At 69.1% G+C, this 25,269-nt stretch carries 15 protein-coding genes, 1 tRNA gene and 3 pseudogenes; 11 read left to right on the plus strand and 8 right to left on the minus strand.

All coding sequences use genetic code 11. From position 1 onward, the window contains the following. The first annotated feature begins 33 nt into the window (after positions 1-33). A pseudogene (locus SLAV_RS00945) lies at positions 34-1,153 on the plus strand (IS256 family transposase). An 89-nt stretch (positions 1,154-1,242) separates the two neighbouring features. Here the strand turns inward: SLAV_RS00945 and SLAV_RS00950 are convergent. After that, a pseudogene (locus SLAV_RS00950) lies at positions 1,243-1,749 on the minus strand (NF041680 family putative transposase); the annotation flags it as partial. Between the two features lie 109 nt (positions 1,750-1,858). Here SLAV_RS00950 and SLAV_RS43525 point away from each other — a divergent pair. Then, positions 1,859-2,970 (plus strand): IS630 family transposase gene (locus SLAV_RS43525; RefSeq protein ID WP_425276218.1). Its coding sequence is split into 2 segments (ribosomal slippage): positions 1,859-2,302 and positions 2,305-2,970, totalling 1,110 coding nucleotides; the frame shifts between segments, so codons are not numbered across the junction. A gap of 53 nt (positions 2,971-3,023) precedes the next feature. Here the strand turns inward: SLAV_RS43525 and SLAV_RS00965 are convergent. From SLAV_RS00965 to SLAV_RS00980, 4 genes are all read right to left on the minus strand, one after another. After that, positions 3,024-3,572 (minus strand): GNAT family N-acetyltransferase, encoded by a 549-nt coding sequence (locus SLAV_RS00965; RefSeq protein WP_030241640.1) that lies wholly within the window; start codon positions 3,570-3,572, stop codon positions 3,024-3,026. A 220-nt stretch (positions 3,573-3,792) separates the two neighbouring features. After that, a complete protein-coding gene (locus tag SLAV_RS00970; RefSeq protein ID WP_158741022.1) occupies positions 3,793-5,952 on the minus strand; it encodes a protein kinase domain-containing protein in 2,160 nt (719 codons plus the stop codon). Positions 5,953-5,986: 34 nt separating this feature from the next. After that, the gene (locus SLAV_RS00975) at positions 5,987-7,678 is read right to left on the minus strand and encodes a PQQ-binding-like beta-propeller repeat protein (protein WP_159038050.1); all 1,692 of its coding nucleotides are present in this window, start codon (positions 7,676-7,678) and stop codon (positions 5,987-5,989) included. 644 nt (positions 7,679-8,322) lie between these two features. Next, positions 8,323-10,581 (minus strand): protein kinase domain-containing protein, encoded by a 2,259-nt coding sequence (locus SLAV_RS00980; RefSeq protein WP_159038051.1) that lies wholly within the window; start codon positions 10,579-10,581, stop codon positions 8,323-8,325. 384 nt (positions 10,582-10,965) lie between these two features. Between SLAV_RS00980 and SLAV_RS00985 the strand changes: the two genes are divergently transcribed. The 4 genes from SLAV_RS00985 (at position 10,966) to SLAV_RS01000 (ending at position 15,260) form a co-directional block, all read left to right on the plus strand. Beyond that, a complete protein-coding gene (locus SLAV_RS00985; protein WP_030241633.1) occupies positions 10,966-11,925 on the plus strand; it encodes a hypothetical protein in 960 nt (319 codons plus the stop codon). A gap of 776 nt (positions 11,926-12,701) precedes the next feature. Continuing rightward, the gene (locus SLAV_RS00990; protein ID WP_158741016.1) at positions 12,702-13,175 is read left to right on the plus strand and encodes a hypothetical protein; all 474 of its coding nucleotides are present in this window, start codon (positions 12,702-12,704) and stop codon (positions 13,173-13,175) included. A gap of 832 nt (positions 13,176-14,007) precedes the next feature. Then, positions 14,008-14,274 (plus strand): cold-shock protein, encoded by a 267-nt coding sequence (locus SLAV_RS43530; RefSeq protein WP_078950757.1) that lies wholly within the window; start codon positions 14,008-14,010, stop codon positions 14,272-14,274. Between the two features lie 63 nt (positions 14,275-14,337). After that, positions 14,338-15,260, plus strand: a protein-coding gene (locus tag SLAV_RS01000) for an IS5 family transposase (RefSeq protein ID WP_425276219.1) whose coding sequence is annotated in 2 segments (ribosomal slippage) — positions 14,338-14,713 and positions 14,713-15,260 — 924 coding nt in all. Because the reading frame shifts where the segments join, the coding sequence is not laid out codon by codon here. 103 nt (positions 15,261-15,363) lie between these two features. On the opposite strand, the gene SLAV_RS40725 is transcribed toward SLAV_RS01000, so the two are convergent. Further along, the gene (locus SLAV_RS40725) at positions 15,364-15,918 is read right to left on the minus strand and encodes a hypothetical protein (protein ID WP_158741061.1); all 555 of its coding nucleotides are present in this window, start codon (positions 15,916-15,918) and stop codon (positions 15,364-15,366) included. Positions 15,919-17,193: 1,275 nt separating this feature from the next. On the opposite strand from SLAV_RS40725, the gene SLAV_RS01015 reads away from it, so the two are divergent. Further along, complete coding sequence (locus tag SLAV_RS01015; RefSeq protein ID WP_158741063.1) at positions 17,194-17,601, plus strand: expansin C-terminal domain-related protein; 408 nt, start codon at positions 17,194-17,196, stop codon at positions 17,599-17,601. A gap of 506 nt (positions 17,602-18,107) precedes the next feature. Next, on the plus strand, positions 18,108-18,452 hold the full coding sequence (locus SLAV_RS01020) for a transposase (protein WP_159038052.1): 345 nt from the start codon (positions 18,108-18,110) through the stop codon (positions 18,450-18,452). 65 nt (positions 18,453-18,517) lie between these two features. On the opposite strand, the gene SLAV_RS01025 is transcribed toward SLAV_RS01020, so the two are convergent. Further along, positions 18,518-18,727 carry a hypothetical protein gene (locus tag SLAV_RS01025; RefSeq protein ID WP_100661219.1) on the minus strand — a complete coding sequence of 70 codons (210 nt, stop codon included), beginning with the start codon at positions 18,725-18,727 and terminating at the stop codon, positions 18,518-18,520. 690 nt (positions 18,728-19,417) lie between these two features. On the opposite strand from SLAV_RS01025, the pseudogene SLAV_RS42020 reads away from it, so the two are divergent. Next, a pseudogene (locus tag SLAV_RS42020) lies at positions 19,418-19,581 on the plus strand (polyphosphate kinase 2); the annotation flags it as partial. A 57-nt stretch (positions 19,582-19,638) separates the two neighbouring features. Further along, a tRNA-Met gene (locus SLAV_RS01035) sits at positions 19,639-19,712 on the plus strand. Between the two features lie 66 nt (positions 19,713-19,778). On the opposite strand, the gene SLAV_RS40730 is transcribed toward SLAV_RS01035, so the two are convergent. Then, positions 19,779-21,605, minus strand: coding sequence for a hypothetical protein (locus SLAV_RS40730; protein WP_158741067.1), 1,827 nt, complete (start codon positions 21,603-21,605; stop codon positions 19,779-19,781). Positions 21,606-21,755: 150 nt separating this feature from the next. On the opposite strand from SLAV_RS40730, the gene SLAV_RS01055 reads away from it, so the two are divergent. Beyond that, entirely contained in the window at positions 21,756-24,662 is a 2,907-nt protein-coding gene (locus tag SLAV_RS01055; RefSeq protein WP_100660740.1) for a DNA/RNA non-specific endonuclease, read from the plus strand. Positions 24,663-25,269: the final 607 nt, after the last annotated feature.

The following is a 25,269-nucleotide window of genomic DNA, read 5'->3' on the forward strand; positions in this document are numbered from 1 at the left end:
TCGATGTAACTCCCGATCAAGGAAGATGCATCGATGACCAGTGAGAACGTGACCGAGGCCGAGACCGTCGAGCCGTCTGAGCCGAAGCCGTCGAAGGCGGTGGATGACCGGCTGATCGACGAGTTGGTGTCCCGGGCTCAGGCTGAGGGCTTGCAGCTGGCCGGTGAGGGCGGTCTGCTGCAGCAGCTGACGAAGCGGCTGCTGGAGTCCGCCCTGGAGGGCGAGATCACCGACCACCTCGGCTATGACAAGCACGATCCGGCCGGGAAGAACGGCGGCAACTCCCGTAACGGAACACGAGGCAAGACCGTGCTGACGGACGTCGGTCCGGTGGAGATATCCGTGCCCCGGGACCGTGACGGATCGTTTGAGCCGAGGATCGTCAAGAAGCGGCAGAAGCGCCTGTCCGGGGTGGACGAGACGGTGATCTCGCTGTCCGCGAAGGGTCTGACGACCGGCGAGGTCCAGGCCCACCTGGCCGAGGTCTATGGCGCCGAAGTCTCCCGCCAGACGATTTCGACCATTACCGACAAGGTCATGGACGGGATGGCCGAGTGGCAGAACCGGCCCCTGGACCCGGTCTATCCGGTGGTCTTCATCGACGCGATCCACGTGAAGATCCGCGACGGCGCCGGCGCGAACCGGCCGATCTACGTCGCCCTGGCCGTCACTGTCGAGGGCCGGCGGGACATCCTGGGTCTGTGGGCCGGCGACGGCGGTGAGGGGGCCAAGCACTGGATGCACATCCTCACCGAGATCAAGAACCGCGGTGTGAACGACGTCCTCATGCTCGTCTGCGACGGCCTGAAGGGCCTGCCGGACGCCGTCGAGACGGTCTGGCCCCGCACGACCGTCCAGACCTGCGTGGTCCATCTGCTGCGGAACTCCTTCCGCTATGCCGCCCGGCAGGACTGGGACAAGATCGCAAAGCTCCACCAACGCGATCGAGTCAGTGAACGCCCGCATCCGGCGGGCGGTCAAGGCCCGCGGGCACTTCCCGAACGAGACCGCCGCCCTGAAGTGCGTCTACATGGCGATCATGTCCCTGGACCCCACCGGCCGAGGTCAGGCCCGCTGGACCATGCGCTGGAAGACCGCACTGAACGCCTTCGACAGCACCTTCGACGGCCGACTCTCCGCAGCCCGGCAGTAACCCCAACCACCCTCGTTACACCGTTCGATTGACAGACCCCCCGGAGGCATAGGGCGCCGTAGAGGGTGCTACCTAAGCTTGTTCTTTATCTACCAAGATCTGCCAGGTTTACCGATGGCTTTGAGGGTCTCGGGGCGTTTGACGGTTTTGCCGACGTCGTAGCGGGTGGCGGGTCGCCGGTTCTTCGAGCCGAGGGGGCGTCCGGGCCCGGTTCCGGTCGGTTGAGGAACACGGGCCGGGCAGAGCAGGTGGGCGCGGATGTTCCTGAACCCGCGGCGGACCCGGGCCGGGGTGAGGCTGTCGGGCTTGGCCGGCTTCTCCCAGGGCCGGCGCAGATCGGTGGCCAGCGGCCGGGCGAGGCGAAGTTGGGTGTGGGCGACGACCAGGACCCAGGTCCAGCGGTCCGCCGCCTCGGGAGTACGAACCTTCGGGGTGGTCCAGCCGAGCGTCTGTTTCCCGAAACGGAACGTGTGCTCCAGATCGAATCTCCTGAGGAACACCTGCCACCACAGGTCCACGTCCGCCGGGGCGGCGCCGGTCTTCGAGGACCACAACCACACCGGCGGGGCCTCTCGTTCCTTCGAGAGGTGCGAGATGCAGGTTAATGGCGCTTCTCATGTGCTTGGGCGGGCTGGAAGATACTGACTTTGAAGTCGGGTTGTCGTAGGGGCTGACGGTTGCTGATCGTCGCGGTATGCCGGATGTATGAGGTATCCGCAGGGTGGGGGTCTGACCGCGGAGAGGCAAGCATTCCGCGAGCGGGTCCGGATGGAAGCGGTCGCGATGTTCGCCGTCGGGCGGGGCAGTGGCGAGGTCGCGAAGGAGTTACGGGTCAGCGTCCGGTCGGTCCAGCGGTGGCGGCAGGCCTGGAGTGCGGCCGGTCAGGACGCGGTCCGTTCCCGCGGCCCGGCGTGTCGTCCCAAGCTGAGCGACGCGCTGTTCGCCGTGCTTGAGGAGGAGCTTGCCAAGGGCCCGGTCGCGCACGGCTGGCCGGACCAGCGGTGGACGCTGGCCAGGATCAAAACCCTGATCGGCCGCAGGTTCCACAAGTCCATGACGCTGTCGGGCATCTCCCAGATGCTGCGGCGGCACGGCTGGAGCCACCAGGTGCCGGCCCGTCGGGCCGTCGAGCGTGACGAGGCGGCGGTGGACGGCTGGGTGAAGGACGTGTGGCCGCACGTGGAAACACCGCGGCGGCGCTCGAAGTCTGGATCGTCTTCGAAGACGAAGCCGGATTCTCGATGACGCCGCCGACCTCACGCACCTGGAGCCGACGCGGCACCACACCCGTCATCCGGGTCCGCGGACGCTCCCAGCGCCGCTTCTCCAGCGCCGCCCTGTGCTGCCACAAACCCGGCGAACGCTCCCGCCTCATCTACCGGCTCAAACGGCATACCGATCACAAAAGCGGAGGCCGCAAGTGCTTCGCCTGGACCGAGTACCGCGACCTCCTCATCGCCGCCCACCAGCAACTCGGCGGACCAATCATCCTCATCTGGGACAACTTGAACGTCCACAAAGAGCGCCGAATGAAGGCCTTCATTGACGCGCAGGACTGGCTCACCGCCTACCACCTGCCGTCCTACGCACCCGACCTCAACCCCGTGGAAGGCATCTGGTCAATCCTCCGCCGCACCAGCCAGGCCAACACCGCTTTCACCGACCCGAGCCACCTCATGCGCCGACTCCGACACGGTCTCCGCCAGATCCAATACCGCAGCGACATCATCAACGGATGCCTCACCGCTACCGGCCTCATCCTCAGGTCCGGCTCCGACGGGCCATACTGCGAGCCGCCGCAGCATGCGCTCCTGTGAAGCCGCGCTCAAGGAACCGGATCTGGAACCCCGCTCATTGGCCGAGTACGCGCTCAGCCAGACCACGGGACCGAGGACCACACGCCGAACCACTGCTCGGCGTCGAACTCCTCGAACCGCTCCATCTCGGTGAACCCCAGTTTCTCCGCGACACGTACCGAGCGGTCGTTGGCCACCTGGGTGCAGAGCACCACCGGCTCACCGGGAAACACGTCGGCGAACCAGCCGAGCGCCGCCGAACATGCCTCAAGAGCGTACCCACGTCCCCACGCCTCCGGCAGGAGCATGTAGCTGAGCTCGGCCTCCCCGGCATCAGGACGGACGTGCCCCGGACGCTCCGCGCCCCGCCGGTCAAGCGTGACGATGCCGATCATCGCCCCGTCGTGATCGACCACGAATACGCCTGGGCGCCGCCCGGGCACTTCAGGCACTGCATTCTCAAGCTCAGCACGCGGTCGGGGGCCACCGAGGTACGTCCGCACCTCTGACGAAGCGAACAGGTCAACGAACGCCGCACGGTCTCGGGCCTCGGGCTCGCGGAGCACGAGCCGCTCGGTCCGCAACGGGGCGGGCGGCCAGACAACGGGTCCAAGCTCAGCCATGACAGGTAACCTACCGACTTTCCCCCATGGCGGGAGCACCAGGCCCCGACATCACGCCTTCAACCTCAGTAACCGACTCCATGCGGCGTGCTGTCGCCGTCGTGGCTGGGCAAGAGCCGGAACCGACGGCGGATGGGCGGGCGTCCAGTCCTAACAGCAGGCATGAAGGCTGCGAGCCCGTCCGGAAGCGGGCCGGAAAGCCGGCCCGCCAACCGTTCGATCACCGGCGCGTGTCGATCCGCACCGCCGTAAGGCGTTGGTATGCCTGCAAGTAGAGCCGGTCGTCCCGGTGGGTCAGGTCACTGGGCCCGTCGGGCATGCCGGCCGCCTGTGCCGACAGGGTCCACGAGGCGCGGCGCTGTGCCAGGTCCACCGCGACGACCGCCTGACCCCCGCCGCTGACCGCCGCGTACAGTTCGCCTCGAAAGGGCCCCGGGACGGCGATTCGCTGGAAGGAGGGGCCGGGCTCGTAGGTCCAGAGTTTCCTGCCGGTCGACTCCTCGAACGCCGTGAAGGCATGCGAGGCGATGTGGACGGTGCCCTGTACGCACACCGGGGAGGTCAACAGGGTCTGATCGCGTTCGGGTTTGAGCGTCCAGGTGGGGGCGCCGGTCAGCAGGTCGACAGCTGTGATGACCTGGCTGACGTCGAAGACGTGGTGTTCCGAGACGACCGGCGGATAGACGCCTCCGGATGCCCCCGGAGCGGCTGCTTCCGCGTCGCTGCGCAACCTGGTGACCCACAGGAAGCGGCCGTCACGAACGTCGACCGCGAAGACGCGGGTGGCGTCGGAGCCGATCAGGCGCCCGTTCGCGACGACGGCGCGGAAGTACAGCGCCTCCGTCCGATCGGTGTATCCCCATGCGACGCGGGTACGCCAGCGCAGCCGGTGCGCGGCCAAGTCGTAGGCCAGCAGCCATGGTTCCGCACGGTCCTTGTCGGCCTCGTAGTAGGCCCTGATGTAGAGGGTGTCCGCGTCGGCGTTCAGAACCTCGCTGTACAGGCTCAGAGCGCCCAGTTCGTGTGGGCCGGCCGCGTCCGGCATGAGGCGGCCGGAGAGCGGGTCGAGATACCCCGCTGCAGGCGTGAGCTCCTCGTCGAAGGCGAGGGCGGCGAGGCGGCGGCCCGAGGCGGCGACCCGCAGCCTCGTGCTCGGCACCTCCCAGAGCATGCCGCCGCTCGTCGGCGACAGGCCGCGTACCGTCTCCCCGGGGAGGAGGACCAGTTCCTCGGTGGCGACCGGCGGACCGTAGACGGCGGACACGGGAACCGACCACTGCTGACGGGGAGAGCCGCCGGGAAGACCGCCGCTCGGGGACGGTACCGGCCCCGGCGCCCCCGATCCCCCTCCGAAGCCCGGTGACCTGCCCGTCAACCACAGTGCCGAAGCGCCGCCGGCCGCCACGGCCGCGGCGCCGGCGAGCAGCACGCGACGGGAGGGGTACGAGGGGCGCAGGGGCGGGGAATCCTCCCGTAGGGGCGTCCCGCCCAGCGACGCCAGTTCGTCCACGCGCCGCGACATGTCGGCGAGGACCTCACCCGGTAGCGACTCGGAGAACCGGGCGGCCTCGTAGGGGCCCCAGTGCGCAGCCAGCTCGTCGAGGGTGGGGCGGTCTCGGGGATCGGGTGACAGAGCGGACCGGATCACCTCCCGCAACGTGTCCGGCACCCCCGTCAGTTCCGGGGGCGCCCCGTCGCGCAGCAGCCGCAAGGCGTCGCGGCCCGGCCCTCCGTCGTACGGACCGTGCCCCGAGGATGCGAACACCAGCACGGCGGCCAACGCGAAGACGTCCCCCGGCGGACCGTGTTCCTCCCCTCGGACCAGCTCCGGTGACATGTACGAGGGCGTGCCGGCCGGCTCGCCCGCCGCGGTGAGCGGAGGGCCGCCGAGCGCCCGGGCCAGACCGAAGTCGATCAGCTTCGGGCCCTGGGCAGATATCAGCAGGTTGGCCGGCTTGAGGTCGCGGTGGACGAGCCCGGCACGGTGCAGGGTGGTCAGGGTGTCCGCCACTGCTGCACCGAGCATGACCACGGCCGCGACCGGCAGGGGGCCGGCGACGGCGACCGCCTCCGACAACGACGGTCCGATGAGGTACCCCGTCGCCAGCCAGGGAAGGGAGGCCTCGGCGTCCACCGCGAGGAACGCGGCCGTGTGGGAGGAGCCGAGCAGCCGTACGGCTTCCGCTTCGAGCAGGAGACGGTCACGGAAGCCCGGCCTGTCCTTGAGTTCGGTGCGGACGGTCTTCACGGCGGCCAGGCGGCCGCTTCCCGTCCGTGCCAGATAGACCGTCCCCATGCCGCCACCGCCGACGCGGCCCATCAGCGTGTAGGTGCCCACCCGAGCGGGATCGTCGGGGAGGAGGGGGAGAACCAAGGGCACGGGGCACCATCACTTTCCTTGGGGGCTGCCATCGCTAGACAGCCGGCAGGGCGAAGACCACACTCGGCTGGGCGACGATCAGGACGTCCGGCGTCGCCAACAGCTGGAGGGGGCTGGGGTCCTCCCGGCCGACGAAGGCCATCTGCCACAGCCGTTCACCCGACCGCAGGTCCAGCGCCGCAAGCTGCCGTCTGGTGGGGACGAACAGGGTGCGGCCCGAAGCACTCGTCGCCATGGTCCCCAGCAGGAACCACTGAAGGGGCTCGTCCAGCCGTTGCTGCCACACCGTGCGTCCGGTGTCCCTGTCCAGGGCGACGACTCCGTTGACCGGATCCGTCTCGCACAGCAGGGTGCCGGTCAGCAGGAGCGGGCTGTGCTGGCCGCCGAAGCGCAGGGTGGACTCCCACAACTGACTCCCGGGGGTGGCGTCGTACGCGCGGGCCCGGCCGGTGGAGAGGACGTAGAACCGGCCCGTTTCGTCAACGGCGGAGGCCGGACCGCTGTACACGCCCTCGTACGTGCGCTGCCAGAGGGACCTGCCGGTGGTGCGGTCGAAGCAGGCCAGGGGCACTTTGCGCGTCCCATAGGGATCCCGGTGGGGGTCGACTTCGGGGAGCACTTCCACGAGGAGCCCGGCCGGCGTGGGCGTGAGGGACAGCTCGTAAACGAAGTCCGCGGGCAACTCGCTGCGCCAGAGCTCCCTGCGCGCCGCAAGATCGAACGCGGCGAGGGCGTGGGTCGTGGCGGAGGCGCCGGCGGCAGGACCCATGTGCAGCCAGACGGTGTCGCCTTCGACTGCGAGTAATTCCAGGACGGTCGTGTTCTGTGTGTGGAACGTTCGGTCGATCCAGTGCGTCCGGCCGTCGCCCAGCGAGCACAGCACGAGGGCGTCGCGGGTCTGCACCAGGATGCGGCCCCCGCCGACGAGGAGTACAGGGTTGGCACGGCCGAAGGCGATCGGCCGCTCCCAGACTTCCTTTCCGCTGCGGACCTCATGGGCATGGAGGGTCTCGCCCCGGGTGACGAGGTAGCGCCCGGCACCCGCCACCCGTAGCAGGGTGGTCCTCGCGGTCACGTCGTCGAAGCGCCAGAGTGCGGTGGGCGGCAGTCCTGGCAGCGGGGCCGTCGCGAGGGGGCGGTCCGGTAAGGACCGGTCGGCCGGCTCCCGGGTCGCCGTCCAGGCAAGGGACGTACCCGCGCCCAGTACGGCGCCCGCCACGCCCGTGGCCAGCCGGGACAGGAGCGCTCGCCGTGTGAGCGGGCCAGCTGGGGAAGTCTGTCCGGTGGCGGAGGAGCGCGTCGGACCGTCCGCGGCACGGTGGAGGGGCCGAGTCGCGACATCCGTCCGGCGCGGGAGATCGCGGTCCGCGCCCTCCCCGAGATCCGCCGTCTCCTGCGCCTGGGCCGCGAGTGCGATGATCACCTTCCCGGGGGCGGGACCGTCCGCCACCGGGGTCGTCCTTGTGAGAGCGGACGTCTGCGACAGCTCGGCTGCGGTGGGACGGTCGCCCGGCACGGGGGCCAGAGCGGCGGCCACGGCTTCCGCGAGATCCGCCGGGAGCCCGTGTAACTCGGCCTTCCCATGGGACGCCCGGTAGGCCAGGACCTCAGGTGGACCTTCACCGAACGGAAACCGTCCCGTCGTCGCGTGCGCCAGCAGCACGCCCAGGGCGTAGATGTCGGCGGCCTGCGACGACACCCGGCCGCCGACTGTCTCAGGTGCCATGAAAGGGGCTGGCAGGGCCGACGGGGGAACGATCTCCTCGTCGCGCCGCCCCCGTTCGGCAGTCGGGCTTGTCCGGCAGGAGGACAAGGCCATCAGCAGAGGGCGCCCCGTCGTGAGCCAGACACCCGAGGGGACCAATGCGCCGTAGCTGACACCCTGCTGGTGCAGACCGGCCAGGGTCTCGCAGAGTGCGCCGCCCAGTGCACGGATGCGGTCCGCCGGCTGCGGTTCGAGTGTTCCGGTCGTGGAGCCGGCGACGGCGGCGAGGGTGACGGCAGGTATGTGGGCCAGGGAGGCCCACGGCGGCTCGTCCGCGGTGTGAAGCTCCAGTACCTCGGGAACGCCTGGCACCGAAACGCCGGCCAGGAGCTCGGCCGCCGCGCATGCGGCGCGAGGAAGCATGCAGATCAGGGCGTGAACATGCGCGCGGTCACGGCCCAGGTACATGGCCGGCGATGTGGCGGGCCGGGATGGGCGACCGCGTGCGGCGGGCCCCTGTTCCGCTCTCGGCTCAGGCCCGGAGCGCGCCGCTCCCGGGCTCGGCCATCGGGCGAGCACCCGGTACGGTCCGACGGACCTCGGGTCGCCGTCGAGCAGCCTCTCCATTACCCGTCCCCCTCATCGGCGGCCCTCACGGGGCCGTTTCACATGGCCGGAATCGCACTGACGCTCGAACCGCGCTGCCAGACCACCCTGCCTGCGACCGCGGCCCCCTGCCAGGGGGCCGCGGAGGCGATCGCCGGAGCGAACACGTACTGGGCCGCTGCCCGTCCGGTATGCACGGCAAGGACGCCCAGTTCGGGATTGGCGAGGGCGGCGTGGACGCTGGCGCCAGCCACCAGCGGCCCCGGGCGCGGGGCGAGTTCGGCGCCCGCGGCCACCGTCCAGGCCGCCTTGCCCGTCACCGCGTCGACGGCCCTGAGCTGAGCCCCGTCCCGCACGTACAGCTTGTCGCCCGTCGCCGTCGGCTCCCCGAAGCCCGCTCGCTCGTCGGCGGCCAGCTGCCACAGGCGGCCTCCCCCTCTCGGCGCCAGGGCGGTGAGCGCGGCTCCGCCCCCCAGCACCACGGCCTCGCTGGACATGGCGGGCCGGCACGCTTCGGTGTCGGGCGCCGGCCTGTCGGCGCCGCTGATGTCATAGCGCCACATCCGTGCACCGTCCGCCGCGGACAGGGCTACCACGGCCCCCGTGGCGGACACCACGGTCACCAGACCGTGCCCGCCGGCCGCCGCGACCGGGCCGGGTACGGGCAGCTTGCCGTGCCAGCGCTGGGTACCGTCAGCCGACCGCAAGGCGCGTATCTCGCCCGAATGGTCCAGGACGTACACGGTTTCACGGTCGACCGCCAGCAGACGGTCGGCGTCTGCCTTGATCCTCTTGAGAACCGCACCGCTGGCCGCGGCCAGGAACAACACGGCCCCGTCGGTGTCCAGCGCGACGGGACGGCTCCCGCCCAGCACCTCTCGTACGGCGGGGCCGCGCCAACGCCGTCGGCCCGAGACGATGTCGTAGGCGGCGAGCCCGCCGCCGCGCTCCTCGAAGTACGCCGCGCCGCCGATGTCCCCCGGCGGATAGCGTGGCGTGACCGCCGCGCCTTCAAGCGACCACAGCACCGGCGGCACCTCGCCGGGCTCACCGGACCAGCGGGGCGCGGGATCGTGCCCGGACGGCGACTCCGAAGAAGACCGGCCCCAGACCAGAGCCCCTACGGACGCGCCCCCGAGGACGACGGTGGCCGCCCCTGCCGACAACACGTTGCGCCGAGTGATCAGCCCGGCGCGGCCGGCCAGCGCGGTCGCGGCTCGTTCGATCTCCGCGGCGTCGGCGACGACGCTGGGCGGGAGCCAGCGTTTCGCCGCGCCCGCGCCGACCCCTCTCGGGTCCAGTTCGGCCGCGATCTCTGAGGCGGTGGGCCGATCGGCAGGCCGTTTCTCCATGCAGCCGCGTACCACCCGGGCCAAGGTGCCCGGTACGTCTTTGAGATCGGGTTCCTCGTGGACGATCCGGAAGTCGGCTCCGGCCTGATCACCGTTGTAGAACGCGTGCCGTCCCGTCGCGGCGAAGACGAGCAGCGCTCCGGCGCAGAACACGTCGCTGGCCGGTCCGAGCTGTTCCTGCATCACCTGCTCCGGTGACATGTATCCCGCTGTCCCTGGACGCTGTCCGGCGCTGGTGAGGGTGTGGTCCCCTGCCATGCGCGCGATACCGAAATCAACCACTCTAGGGCGGTTCAGGGCCATCAATACATTGGACGGCTTGAGGTCCCGGTGGACGACGCCCGCTGATTCCAGCGCCGTCAGCGCTCGCCCCAGCGCTCCGGCCAGGGCGCACACCGCGGGCACGGACAGCGGCCCGTGACGGCGTACGGCCTGTTCGAGGGTGGACGCCGCGACGAACTCCGAAGCCAGCCATGGCACTGCGGCCAAAGGCGCGGAACGAAGCACGGCAGCCACATAACGACCGCGCACCGAGGCCGCGGCGGCCACTTCCCGGGCAAAGCGGTCTCGCAGCGCCTGGTCGTTCAGCAACTCGGGACGGATCGTCTTCAGAGCCGCCCGCCGGCCGTGGCCCTTGGCCAGATATACCGTCCCCATGCCGCCTGCGCCCAGGATTCCCAGAATCCTGTAGCCGCCGAGCTCCGCGGGCACTCCGCTGGGCAGTGAGGCGATCACTGGCGTCATGGTCCCGCATACTAGATGCCCTACTGGCGTGGGCACCAGGCAGGCGCAGCGGGGCACAGCCGGCAAGGGCCGTAGGCACGGGCCTGTGCCGGCAGCGCCGAAAGCTATACCCGACGTGCCCATGGCATCACGAGGAGCGGGGGTGGAGATCACCGAGATGTTCCAGCCCAGGCCGACGAAGGCCCCTGCATCGACGCCTACACCACCGGTGATCCGGTCCACGCCGGCGACCTGACCGCGCACGAGGACAACTGGCCCACCTTCGCCCCCCCTCGCCCTGGCCGCCGGCTACAGCGCGGCCCACAGCCTGCCCCTGCGAGTCCCGTGCCCAGCATCGGGCGCCCTCAACCTCCTCGCCCACAGCCCCACCCCGCCTCACCACGGACGACACCCGCCGGCACCCGCCCCGCCTACGGCTCCGTGCGGGCGCGCTTCTCGGAGCGGGGGGGAGCGGCCCTGGGCAGACGACGCCTACGGCTTCGTCTCCGGTGTCGAAGCCAGCGTCGTAAAAGTGCCGGGTCCGCGTATTGCCACGGCCCCCTCGACCACCCGCACCACCTGGGGCCACCGTCGGCTCTCCAGGTCGTGGCACCACATGGGGGGTAAATGGACATCAGCAGCTTCATATCCGAGGACTTCGGCTCGGTCGTGGCTGGGGGAGCGGCCTTGCTGGCGGTTCCCGGCGTCATCGTCGCGGGAGCCATTCAGGGCAAGCGGGCATTGCAGGGGGCGCAGGCGCAGGCCGAGGCCGCCCTGCGGGCCGCACATGAGCAGGCTGCGAAAGCACTTGAGGCCGCGCAGGCCCAAGCCCAGGCGACGCTTGAGACCGGGCGGCTCCAGGCACAGGCCACTTTGGAGGGAGTCCGGGAGATGTCCCGCGAAGCTCACGCCCAGTGGCAGCGCGACCGGTGCGAGGATATCTGGGCCGCGTTCGTCGCGGAGCTTGACCTGCTGAAGGCGAAGGAACAGGCAACGAGCCACGAGTCGGAGGTGGCCGACTTGTTGAAGGCCTACGCCATGGTGGAGCTGATGAGTCCGCCCGTCGTCTTGGAGCAAGCGAGCCGAGCGAGGAACAAGGCAATCGAAGTCGACCTCATGCTGTTCACCCTGCGTATGCAGGCCAGGGACATGGAGCAGCTGGAACTTGCCAAGCAGCGGCTGAGGTCGGACGTGACACAGGGGTCGGGCATCGCCGATACCCGTGGGCTACTGGCTGAGCTTGTACCCGGGCCGGACGGGGACGACATGGTCGATTCGCCGGGATCACCCGAAGAGTACGAGGACATGCGGGAGCGCTTCGAGAGATGCAGAGCAGCCAGTGATGCCCTCGAAGCCTTGGCGGCGGTCGAGCGTGCGCAGGGTGTCCAGGATGCCGGAGAACGGGCGCGTCAAACCCTTCTTGCTGCCGGGTTCAGGGAAACGCAGGCCAGCTCGCTCGTGTTCACCGCGCAGCTCGACCGGGACGAGCAGCAGCAGATCCTGGCTGCCGACAAGAGGGAGCTGACCCGGCTGCGCAACGTCTTCGTGAAGGAGGCCCGCAAGGAGCTGGACGCCCTCGGCGCATAGACCAGCACGCCCCCTCCTTTCACAACGGTGCGGGACGGTCAACGGTGGAGGCCACGGGGACCCGATACGGGTGGGTCGTCTCACCCTGGCTCCCCGGCGTGGTGCGTGGCCGGCACCACTGCGGCCATCGCTGCCCGCCGTGCTGCTCGGTGCTGCGCCAGGGGACCGGCCCCGAGATGCCGGCTCGCCGAGGGCGACGTCCGAACTGACCAATCCTCCGTTTCCACAGTGAGCGCAGAGACACCCTTCGGAACTCGCGCTGGTATCCGAGACGAAAGCGCGGCGGTCGCGGCGGCGCGAAGCGGACACACGCTGGAAAGCTTGAGGTTCGCTGCAACGCGAACAACCCATTCGTACGACACGGCCCGCGAAAGGATGCAAGTTCGTGGCTGCAGCAACAGCCGGGGCAAGTCGATCCGCTACTCTGCTGGGGCGGCAGCCCACGCCTGCCAGAATTCCGCCCGGATCAGCTCCCACGCCCCGGACACGGACAAGGGTCCCGGACTCGCGTTCAGTCGTTCAAGCCGTTGCCGGCCTTACTGCGGCATGGGCGTGGGCATGCGGCGTGAGGAAGACCATGACGCAGGACAAGAAGCGCAAGGCGGCCGCGCGTGCGATGCAGCAGGCGGCCGGTGTGCGGTACACGACGGCTCAGCGACTGGAGGCTGCCTCCAGGAACGCGAGCGGACACTCCGACAGGGATGAAACAACCATGCCCGCGGGCTTGGTCGCGGGACTCAACGCGAGCGCCTACGAAGCCGTCCGAGACCTGACCGATGCCTTGGAGTACAGCCAAAAACGGCAATCCCTTCAACGTCCCGCGGATGGTCCTCTACCGCTTGGGCGACGCCATCGACACCCTGTCCCAGATCACCCGGGTGGTCACGCAGGTCTACCGCGAGAACGGACGCGCCGAGCACGACCTCAACTCCTATCGCCAGCCGCTCCAGGAGCGCTCCCGTACAGACAGCCTCGACGACAGCGACCACCACTACCTCGCGGGACTCCTGGGACGTCCTCTTCCTGCGGACAACGGGTCGGCGACCGGGCTCTACGACTGGGGTCGTTCGGAGGCCGAGCACCCGGACCTCCCCGAGGTGGTCAACACCCGGGCGTGCCTGTACGCACTTCGCGCGAGCGGCTCGGAGGAACCTGAGACGGTCTTCGCCTCACTCAACGAACCCACCCGTGCCGTGGCACGAGCTGTGGCACAACATCTGCTGCCCCCATGCGACGATGACCTGCCCTAACGTCCACGCGGACGTCGGCAGGGGGGCCGGTGAGGGCGGCTACCTCGACCCTGCCGAGGCGGAGGAAGCAGGCGCGTTTCTGCAGTGAATCCCACCGCCCGCACGAGTGAGTTGTCCGCCGAGGGCCTGTCGGAGCGGGGGTCTGTACCGCTAGACCGCCTGTTCAGGGGAGGGTTTGTAGACGACGGTGGTGGGGCAGTCCGGGGCGAGCCACAGGAGTGCCCGGCCTGCCGCTCGGCCCCGCCGGGCGGGCGGCCGCACCCACAGGCCGCGCGTGCGTAGCCGGGACCTTCGTCCTCGGGGTGGTTGGGCGGCCCGGTGCTACTGCCACCAGAGCGCTCTGGTCACCGGGCCTCGCCCGCGCACGCCCTGTCGACGCGGACTGAACCGACCATAACCACACCCGGCCACCACCCGGCATCACAAGCACTGCGTTCGGCATCCCGCGTGACAAGCGGAGGCGAGAGTTGACGCCCGCCGCTGACACCGGCCACTCCCCCGCCGCAGCTCTCCATCTTCTCGCATCCCCGTACCGTCCACCGGCAAAGAGTCCGGATGCCGCAGCGGACGAGCCCCCGGCCGTCAGCCGGTCGAAAGTACGCCGGAGCCATGGCCCACCAGCGCGGAACCAGGCGGATCGCCAGCACCGCCCGTCTGCTCCCGGGCAGGCGGGCGGTGCTGGCATGCCCCCGCAGCCCACCGCGCAAGGGGCGCCCGCCGGCTGCAGCCACGCCGGAGTCCGCTGCATCGCGCCCCTGATCACGCCCTCCCCTCCGTCCGAGAGCAGGCGGACAGTATCGGCTTCCAGATCCGGCCAATGAAAGGGCAGAGCATGTCACCCTGCGGAGTCGTGAAGTGGTTCGACCCTGACCGGGGTACCGGTCTCATCAGCCAGGACGGGACCGGACCGGACATCCGGGCCGAAGCCCGGGCCATCCACGGAAAGGGCCCCTGTCTGCGACCCGGCGACAGAGTCCTCTTCGACCTCACCCACGACAGCGCCGGCCTGCGTGCCGACAACATCCACCGTCCGGAGGATGCCCTCAGCCAGGACGGACCAGGGCAACAGACGGACAGACGCGGCAATAGCCGGCTCTAGGCAGTGTCTGATGGCTCTTGCCTGGGATGGTGGATCTATCACTGTTCTGGGCAGGGGTCTGGCATGGTGCGTCGGCATGAACTGACGAATGCTCAGTGGGAGCGCATAGCTCCGCTGCTGCCGGAGACCGGGAACCCAGGTGGGCGGTGGGCTGATCACCGTACCGTGGTCAACGGTGTGTTCTACCGGACGCGGACAGGGATTCCGTGGCGTGACCTGCCTGAACGCTACGGAACCTGGCAGACGGTCTACGAACGCCACCGCCGGTGGTCGGCCGACGGCACCTGGTCGAAGATCCTGCGCGCTCTGCAGGCCAGCGCCGACTCCACCGCCCAGGACGCGGACGGCTCGTGGGCAGTCAACGCCGACTCCACCACCTGCCGGGCCCACCAGCACGCAGCCGGAGCCCGGCACGCTCCTCCGGCCGACCATCCTGAAAAGGGGGTGGCGCGCGTGTGGACGGAGATGGCCGTGAGGCCCTGGGACGCTCCCGGGGCGGGCTGACCAGCAAGGTCCACCTGCTGACGGATGACCGCTGCCGGCCCCTGGCCTGGCTGACCTCGCCCGGTCAGCGTGGGGACAGCCCGATGTTCATCCCGCTCATGCAGGCCCTGAACGTGGCCCGCACCGGGCCAGGACGTCCGCGGACCCGGCCGGACCGGGCCCGCGGCGACAAGGCCTACTCAAGCCGCGCCAACCGCGTCTACCTGCGCAAACGCGGGATCAAAGCAACCATCGCCCAGCCGGACGACCAGCGTGCGAACCGCCGCCGCCTTGGTCGGGCCGGCGGCCGCCCACCGGCCTTCGACCGTGAGCAGTACCGCCGGCGCAACACCGTCGAACGCTGCATCAGCAAGCTGAAACAGCACCGGGCCGTCGCGACTCGGTACGACAAACGCGACTACATCTTCCACGGCACCCTGGCCACCGCAGCCATCGTGATCTGGCTCCGCGACCTCACCAAAGAGCCATCAGACACTGCCTAGCCACGGCCACCTCGGGCTCCATGGGGCGTGCAGGATTCCGTCGGCCTACGGATATGCCGTCGAGCCGATCAATGGCCGAACCTCGCTGCTGTGCCGGGGCAGGTCAGTAGCGCTTGACCAGAACCGAGTTGGAGACCTTGCGTGCACCGTTCGGGAGTTTCAGGAGCGATCCGTCCGGGTTCCGGTTGTCGCTCAGCTGTCGGTAGGAAAAGTCGTCCGTGAGAACGACGTAGATCGTGCGGGCAGAACCGGGCACGGCCTGGGACAGGTGGACATCGAAGGTGTACGGGCCGGGCCGCCCCAGATCATCCTTGTGATAGTAGTTCGTGTGCGGCACGGGCTTGCCAACGCCGTCGATCTGCACTATCCAGCTCAGATGCAATCCGGCCCCGAGGGTGCAGTTGACTTCAGCGGTGAGGGACCCGTCCGATGCGACCGTCAGCTGCTTGGGCTCGACGGTCACATCCAGTCCCGGCTTGCCGCCGCAAGCGGGCAGGACCTGTCCCGGGCCGGCACCGCCGGAGGAAGGACCTGCCTGTGATGCCGAAGGGGCGGGTTTCGGATCGTCGCGGTCGTCCTTGCCGCTGAACACGCCAGACCACAGTCCCAGACACCCCACGATGATCGAGCCCGCCACAGTGAGGATCGCGGCCCTCATGGTCACAGGCTCACCAACTGCCGATCCAGCTCATACAGCCCCCTCGATCCCCCGGCACCGAAGCCCTCGCCTACCGCAGCGACTTCGGCGCACCCCCGCCACAGGCGGGACGATTTCTCTCCCCCTGAAGACGATAACAACTTTCTGTAATCGAGTAGATACAAGAATGTACTGGTCGGGGTCCAGAGCAGCACCCCTTTCGCCGCCCGCCCCTCCGCGAGCCCGCCGTACAGCAGCCCCCTGGACCGCAGCACCGAGATCCGCGAGTCCTGGGGCCCAGCCGAGGCGGACACCTCTCCCTTCGCAGTTCTGTCCAGCAGCCCGGCTTCAGCCGGTCGCGCAGGCCCTGCTCGCCTTCGGGGCCGCGGGCGACGTCGGCCATGCGGGCCGCGAACAGGGGCCAGGCCCGGGTACTGACCAACAAGGGCCGTCTCCCGCTCAGGGCCGATCCAGTCCTGCGCACTGGTCACCAGCCGGCTGTTCGTCGCCGCGCCGACGCCTAGCTGTTGAAGGGCGGCAGGCCGGTCGGACAGGTCCAGATCGTTGGGAACGCTCAACCTCTCGGTCAGCCGGCTCCCACATCGCGCGGGCGTCCGCCCGCCACCGTCCCCGGGGCCGGCCCCGGGGACGGGGCCGGATCAGGAACGGGAGCAGGAGCAGGACCAGAGGCGGCTTCTGGTGCGGCAGGCGCCGCGTACGGATCGGGATTCGGGGCGAGGGCGGACCGCGCGGCGGGCACCACGGCCGCGGGTCCGGCCTCTGGCACGGCGACGCCCGGCCCGGCAAGGAGGAAGGCGACGGCCTGGTCGACACCGACACAGCCGGGGAGCCCGGGGCCCTTCATTCCAAAATGGAGGCACTGGACAATGCCGTACAGGGTCCGGCGGTCACCGGGGACGGCGCAGCGGCGGCACGCGAGACCGTGTCCGAGGTACTCCCCCATCCGCTCACGTCCGGTCACCCGGGCACACGACGTCAGCATGCACAGGCACATCGTCCCAGACGCCCGAACCAGCACCCATCCACCTGACCAAAGAGATAGGGGCCCCCCCCGGGGGCCTTCGTCTTGCCCCAGGGGGTCTGCAGCCCCGTGTCGGTGACGCTGGGTCATCACTCCGGTGGCTGGTGAGGTTGCGGGTGCGGGAATCGGAAGTGAAGTTCTCGGTGAGAGAGCCGATCCGTGCCTCTCGTCTTCCGACTGATCCAGGAGCTTTCATGGAGCGATCGAGGCGATATGAGGGTCCGCGCTGGGCTCGTTCGGCACTCCGTTTGGCTGTGGCGGGCGTCGGGGTCGCTGCCGCGATCACGATGGTGGCTGCGGGGCCGGCCGCGCATGCGACGCCCGCCGGGGGTGCCGTGCCGCAAGTGGCTCCAAAGGCCGGGGAAACCCCGGCTCTGGACTGCTTCCACGTCGAAATCGGCAGCAACGCGACCTTTTTCGCGGTCCGGCCCCTGCTCGACGTGGTCGGGGTCGCCGGGCTCGAACTGCGGGAGCAGGGGAGTACCACCTGGACGCGGATGCGCGAGACGTGGGGCGACGTCTTCCGGCTTGACAGCAACCGTCCACTGCGGGCCCCGTTCAGTCTGCGCTTGACGAACGAACTCGGTGTGACCACCACCTACATCAACATCATCCCCGCGAACTGGACGCCCGAACAGTCCTACTGCGGCACCGGCACCTGACACACAGCCGTAGTGCGAGGGAGCGGCCGGCGTCTGGGTGCGCGGATCGCGCCCGGCTGGTCGTTTTGCCCCTCGTCCGCCAAGGCAGTCCCGGACTAGGGCGGCCAACTGGCCGGGGGCAAGCTGGCCGCGATTGCCCGGCCGGAAGTCGCAGCTGGGGCAGCGCTCGGCCATCTCCCGGACTCGGCCCGTAGAGGGATCCGCCACGGACCAGTGGTAGCCCGGCCCGACCGCGGGACAGCGCAGCGCGCCGTCAGAAGCCTTGGCAGAGCGCGCCCACCCCGCCCCCGCCCCCTTGGACCTTGGGGGCTGCCGGGCTGCCGCAGTCACCCCTGATGCGTGTCCGCAGTGTCCGGTTCAGTTGAGCTTGAGCAGGTTCAAGAGGCATGACCCGCGCCTTCTGCAGCCCCTTGCCCAGCGACCGACCCAGTCGCGAGCGCGCAGCAGAAACGTCCACCCACGCTGACTGGGGCGTGTCGGTCCGCGGGGAGAGCCGTTGTCATGGTGTGAGCGAATGCGACGACCTCGACGACGGGGAATGGGCCGTGATCCGCGCGCTGTTGCCGCGCTGCGGGCCGGGCGGGCCGGATTACCGGGCCGTCGTCAACGGCATCCTGTGGCAGCAGCGAGGCGGCCGGCGCTGGCACGACCTGCCCGCCCGCTACGGGCCCTGGCACCGCTGCGCCGAACGTCTGCGCCTGTGGCAGACGGACGGCACCTGGCACAACGTCCTCACCTCTCTCGCCGCCAGCCGCCCGCTCCCCCGCCGCACGGAGCAGACCCGCGACACGCCGAAATCTTCCCTCGCGCGGGAGGAGATCGACGACTGGAACAGCCCCTGGCTGCCATGACCGCCACCGTGATCAGGCCGCCGTTGGCTCTTCTCGCCGTGTCTGCGGTCAGCGCCGGCCCACCCTCACCACGTCCTCGTCGCGCTCCACCAGATGCCGCGGGCGCTCACCCTCGCGGCCCCGCCCGCACCGCACAGCCGCTCACGCAGCCGTATCAGGTGGGAAAGGCCCGCCACTTCCTTGAACCGGTCGAGAAGAAGGCCAATACGGCGGTCATCGCCCGCCCGCACGGCGACAGCAATGGCGTCGACAAGCTCATCGGGGTCCTCAGGCATGCGGAGAGTCTTCACCGATGCCAACCGATCCATCCCTGTCGCGACCAACAGACACCCGGCGCGCCCATGCAGGATGGCCCCCAGCGCACATCTTCCCCGCTATAGAGCCGCCCCATGGGGATTGCACCCACGCCACTCTAAAACGGCCCCGCACGCCCACAGAGCCAGCGGGCCGGTCTAGCAGGTGCCGTCGGCCGTGGCTGCGTGACGGCGACGTGTGACGGCGGCCGGTGCCCGGCCGACAGCACCCTAAAGGGGAAGAAGCCGACGCGGCGCCCTGCCCATCCCACCCGATCCGGCGTTCACGCACACGCCCGACCCGCCCCACGCCTCCCACAACCACCCGCACAGACCCCGATACCGCCCCCGGCGGGCCGGCACAGTGAGTGCAGAACCGCAGACCTGCCAAAACGGGGACACCAAAGCGTCCGGGCGCTGAATCAAAGGAAGGCCCGCTCCCCCGTTCAGCCGAGTGAGCCAGCAGGCATTCGGATGCGGGTACACACGTGCGGGCGATCCGGAGGAGCGCGGACAGGCGCACCCCGCATCGGGCGGTGTACGGCCGCCGGAGCAGCGAGGGCTCTGCCGGATCCTCGCCAGGTGCACCGAGCCGGACCACCCCGGCGCGTCGGAGGTGACCAACCTCGCCACCGCCGACTCGGTCGAGGAAGCCGCGGTGAAGGTGCGCCGACCGACACCGGCGCCGCGCCATGGACGGTGGTGATCAGCAGCGACACGCGGCGCGGCTGGCTGGAGGCGATCCGCAGCCTCAGTGGCACATCGACTACGACGGGAAGGACGAAGCGGTGGTGGGCCGCCCCGACCCCCTCATCGTTGGCGCCGCAGGACGCCTGCGCAAGTCATAGCTCGTCAGGAGCGGTCCGGCGGTGCCGTAAGGTGGGGTTCACCGACGCGGGGTGGAGCAGCTCGGTAGCTCGCTGGGCTCATAACCCAGAGGTCGCAGGTTCAAATCCTGTCCCCGCTACTGAAATGAGAAGGCCCCGGATCCTCAAGGATCCGGGGCCTTCTGCCTTGTCCGCCGTGGGTTGGATCAGCCGACACGGTGGAAGGTGAATGAGCGGAAGAAACCGCCGTCATCCGCCCATTCCACGTGGAGGGTGTTGCCCTGGGATTGCGTGACAAGGCGGGTGGGGGTCTGGGTGCAAAAGCGCTGTGGTTCGGACGACGTGACCGTCTCGGGGCTGAAGGTCAGAGCGTCGCCGATGGAAGCAAGTACGGAGAAGCCTTCGCAATGGTGGGCGTCGCCGTCCCAGACGAATTCGGCCCGGGCGTGGCCGGGTGTTCCTTGGTTGATTGTCATGCGCACGGATGAGGTGGTGTCGTTTCCGTCCTGGGCGCGCCATGTTCCGATGAAGGGGGCGGGGATCGTCTGGTTTTGTGGCGCGGTGCGGTGGAGGGTGGCTGTGGTTCCTTCTGATTTCCAGGTGAGGTCGGTGTCTCCTTGGCGTCGGAGGGTGATGTCTGCGTTGGTGGTGCAGAGATGGCTGGGGATTCCTGAGGTCGGGTTTGTTGTGAGGACGAGCAGTGTGCCGGCCGAGATGAGGGTTCCTTTTGACTGGCAGAGGGAGCTGGCGGTCGACGTCAGGATGTCCGCGGTCTCTGCGCCCACCGCGCCCTTGCGGATCTCGATGCGGCGCAAGGTAGGGGCTTTGTCTCCGGGCTTGGTGAATTCGCCTTGCCATGTGCCCAGGTAGTCGTCGGGGACCGCCGTCACACTGGTCTCAGTCGAGCGGGTCGGGTTCGGGGGCGAAGTTGGGTCGATCAGGTCCGGGCTCGGGGACGGCGTGGGCGATGCCGGAGGTGAAGGGCTCAATGTCGGGGGCGGCAGGGAAGCCGCAGGGGCCGGTGTGGGCCGGTTCGCCTGTTCCAGGGGGGGGTGCTGCCCGTTTCGCACGAGGGTGACGGCGGCCACCGCTGAGAGGGAGGCGGCGAGCGTCACGGCAACGGCCATCATGACGATCTGGCGTCGGCGGCGCGACCGGTCAGAGGGTGGCGAGACCGCGGTGGGGCTGCGGGGCGGGGAGGTGAGGGCCAGAGCTCCGCGGGGGGTGTTCTGTACAGCTGTCGGCTCGATGGCGTGCACACCCGCTGCCCGGGCGCTGAGTAGCCGGGCTGCGGCGTACTGCTCAACCAGTGCGGCGCGGGAGACGATCAGGATGGCGGAGGCTTCGCGTGAGGCTGCCGTGTAGGGCACAGGAAGATGTTCATCGTTACCGCTCCGGCCGGCGTCGTCGGCACGGGATGCGGCATCTGCTGCGCCGGATGGGTCGTCGTGTGCGGTGGCTTCGTCACGCACGCGGCGTACAGCGTCTTGGACCAGGCGGACTTGGTCCAGTCGGTGGTGTGCTTCACGTAGATCAGTGGCTGCCTGATCGGCGGCGGAAGCCAGTCCAGCCGCGTCGGCGCCCGGTGCCGTGCCGTGTTGTGAGGGCATCTGGAGGCCGGCGATGACGCCGAGGAGGATGTGGACCAGGCGCTCCGCGTCCTGCAGAGCCGCAGTTGCCTGCGCTGCCGCCTGTGCCGCCGTCACTCCCTCCATGGCGGTGTTCGGCTCGTCAGGGCCAAGAGGCTGCTGTGCGGTGGTTGCCTGCTCGTGGAGGCGCTGGGCCAGCGCCCATCTCGCGGCGCGCGCTCGCTCATCTCGCACCAGGTCATGCACGAGGCGTTTGAGCAGGTGCAGGTGGATCGTCTTGGTCCCGGAGCGGTACTCGCCCCAGCTCGTCTTGCTGATCTTGTACCGCTCCGCGAGCTCGCGGACCGTGAAGTCCTGGGTCAGATCTCGCAGGAACACCGCGAGCTCGTTGGCTTCATCGGTTTCCCCCTTGGGCCCGCCCTGTGGACGGCCGGCCTTCACCACAGCGGCACTCCCCCGGTTGGTTGTCCGCGTTGTCCGCTCTTCCGTGTCGCCTGAACTGCGTTAACGGACAACATCTATTGATGGACAATCAGACCAGGTCGGACCGTGGGGCTCCAGCACTTCCCAGACAAATTCCCTGGAGCGTCTCCTGTGGCCCACCTCCTTTCCCGTAACCGAACGAAGCCCGGACCCGGCACGCCACCGGCGCGCCTGCGGCGCATCGGTGTCCTGCTCGCCGGCGCGATCACGGCCGGCCTGCTCTCGGCCGCCCCCGCCTCCGCGGACCCCGCCCCGGCCGCCCCCATCACCCTGGTGTCGGTGACGGCGACCGCTGACGACCAGCTGTACGCGCTCGCCGCCGACCACACTGCCGTCTACCGCTGGAACGGAAAGGGCACCGACTGGACCAAGGTCGGCGGACCCGCCCAAGACCTCTACGTCGGCGGAGCGGGACTCTTCGCCACCAGCCTCGGCAGCGGAGCACTGAACAAGTACAACGGGCAGCCCGGCGACTGGTCTCAGATCGGCGGGGCGGGCGCCGACTTCGCCGTCACCGGCGACCACCTCTACGGCCTGAACCCCGACCGCAGCGCCGTCTACGAATGGAACGGCACCGGCACCGACTGGACCAGGATCGGCGGACCCGCCCAAGACCTCGAAGCCGGCGGAGCAGGGCTCTTCGCCACCAGCCCCGACGGCAAGCTGCACAAGTACAACGGGCAGCCGGACACCTGGAGCGAGATCGGCGGGGCGGGCGCCGACTTCGCCGTCACCAGCGACCACCTCTACGGCCTGAACCCCGACCGCACCGCCGTCTACGAATGGAACGGGAAGGGCACCGACTGGACCAAAGTCGGCGGACCCGCCCAAGATCTCCACGCCGGCGGAGCAGGGCTCTTCGCCACCAGCCCCGACGACAAACTCCACAAATACGACAGGCGGGCCGATACCTGGACCGAGATCGGAAACGCGGGCAAGGCGTTCGCCGTCGGCAGCACTCGCCTCTACGGTCTCGCATCCGATGGCAACAGCGTCCACCGATGGAGCGGCCAGGGCGCGGACTGGACGGCCCTCGGCGCGCCATCGGCCCCCGGCGCGCCGGTGCCTCAAGCGGCGGACCCCAGCCCGGAGCCGCAGTCTGCGCCGCCGGGAATGGGGTCAGAAGCGCAGGACGGAGCAGAGGCTGAATCCGTGCCGGAAGCGGGATCTCCAAGCTCCGTACGGGGGGCTCTATCTGACATCGCCGGTCCTGAACTGTCCGTGACAGCCAAGGGCGATCTCTACGCGCTCGCGCCTGATCACGGCAGCGTATGGAAGCACGAGGGTGACAACCACTGGACGAAGATCGGCGGACCCGCAGAGTCCGTGCACGCAGGGCGGCTCGGAGTCTTCGCTCGCCATCCTGATACCGGCGCCATCTATCGCTACGACGGCGAAATCGGCCGTTGGAGTCAGATCGGAGACGCCTCCGCCGATCTCGAGGTTACGGGTGATCACCTCTATCGCCTGTCCTCCGACCGCTCGGCGGTCTTCGAATGGAGCGGTCAAGGCACCGACTGGACGAAGATCGGCGGACCCGCCGATCAGCTGTACGCCGGCGGCGCCGGTCTGTTCGCCACCCGCCCCGACACCGGCCACCTCTACCAGTACAACGGCACACCCGACCACTGGACCGAGATCGGCACCCCCGGCGCCGCCTTCGCCGTCAGCGACGAACACCTCTACGGCCTGTCCCCCGACCGCTCGGCGGTCTTCGAATGGAGCGGTCAAGGCACCGACTGGACGAAGATCGGCGGACCCGCCGATCAGCTGTACGCCGGCGGAGCCGGTCTGTTCGCCACCCGCCCCGACACCGGCCACCTCTACCAGTACAACGGCACACCCGACCACTGGACCGAGATCGGCACCCCCGGCGCCGCCTTCGCCGTCAGCGGCGAACACCTCTACGGCCTGTCCCCCGACCGCTCGGCGGTCTTCGAACGGACCAGCGGAGACAACTGGCAGTACCGGGGCGGCCCGTCCGAGGCCCTGCAGGCGGTGAGGGACGAGGACACCCTGCGGGAGTTGCGCGGTGACGACTATGTTCGGCAATACCGTCAGGCCAGCATCCTGGCCGACACGAAGCTCATGGAATGGCTCGCGCAGAACGGGGCGGGAATCCTCCTCGAACTCCTCGGCGTCAAGGACATCGAAAAGTGCCTCAGCGCACCCGGAAAGGAAAAAATAAAGCCGTGCCTGCTGGCGGCCGCCAACTTCAGCACCGTCATCACTGCCGTTCGCAAGGCGGACAAGGTGCAAGACGCCATCAAGACGGTGGCCGTAGGTCTTCCCAGGTTTCGCAGCGAGGTCGTCGCCGCCCGCAACGTCGTGGTCCAGGCGCGTGAAATCTTGGACCGGAACGCGAAGGACCTGGCTGACGATTTCACGGTGAACAAGCCCGACCGGGCTGACTGCCGGCGAAACGGCGCAGGCTGGCTCGACCTCGGTACGCGCGACGTCGCACACGGATCCCGCGCCACGGCCATGAACGCCTGCCTCGACACGGCCTACCTGACGGCCCACGCGCAGCGGGGCAGCCCGACGACGGCAGCGGTCAGGCCTCCGGGCTACAACTGGGCAACGGCCACTGCCGGCTACCTTCGCATAAAGGACATTCCCCAGCGCATCAACAATTGCCACCTGCTCGGCAAGCAGCTCACCGGCAGTGGCGAAGATCTGGACAATCTAGTCACCTGCAGCCGAGCCGCCAATGCCCAGGTCAAGGGCGACGAAGGATTCGCCAACGACATGAAGGCCCTGGAAGGCGAGGTCAAGAAAGCCGTGGACGCCGGGCAGGTCGTGCGCTACCAGGTGACCCCCGTCTATTCGGGCCCCCGTACCGTCCCCGTGAAGCTGGAGATCTCCGCAGTCGGCATGTACCCGGACGGCCGCCCAGGCGGCGTTCTCATCAAGCGGGCCGTCGAGAACAAGCTCTTTCAACCGCAGACCCAGAAATGGCACAACCTCGGTCTGTGGGTCATGAACGGCAAAGCAGTCCCCACCGGCAACACGCCCTGAACTCAACCGGCCCCACCTTCCGCTTGCTGCTCATCGAGGACCTCCTGCGCGCGATGAACTCCAGCTTCAGCGGCGGGTCCACACACAGGGAGGCGGGAGGTGCGCGCGGCGAAGCCCACCTGCCGCTCCACATGCGGTGTCCCATCGCGATGCATCACGACGAGAACTACCGCAGTATGGGGACTGTGCAACTCCCTTGCAACTAAGTGAATTTGGGGAACACATGGCTCTGACCGCTCTTGTCTTTCTAGCTGTTCCGTGGCTGTTACTTGCCCTGATCCCCATGCGGAACCCGTCCGCGCGACGCCTTTGGCTCGGGATCGTGCTGTGCGTCTCGATCCTGACCGTCGCGTTCGCGGCCTACTACGGAGTACAGCACACGGGAGACTACGCATCGGATGACGAGCGGCCCTCAGGGGTCATGACAAGCGACGCCGCCGAGGCGTACAGGAACAATGATGCGATCTCACCTCGGTGGATGCCCGTCGTCTTTGCGGCTATGGCCGTGGGACCTGGGGCTGTCGCCGCCCTGCTGCGGCTGGCGCTGTCCAGGCCCGATCGAACGCCCCACTATCCGCCACCGCCGAGCTACCCCCCGGCCCCGTGA

The organism is Streptomyces lavendulae subsp. lavendulae (genome assembly GCF_002803845.1).
GTDB classification, from domain to species: domain Bacteria; phylum Actinomycetota; class Actinomycetes; order Streptomycetales; family Streptomycetaceae; genus Streptomyces; species Streptomyces lavendulae.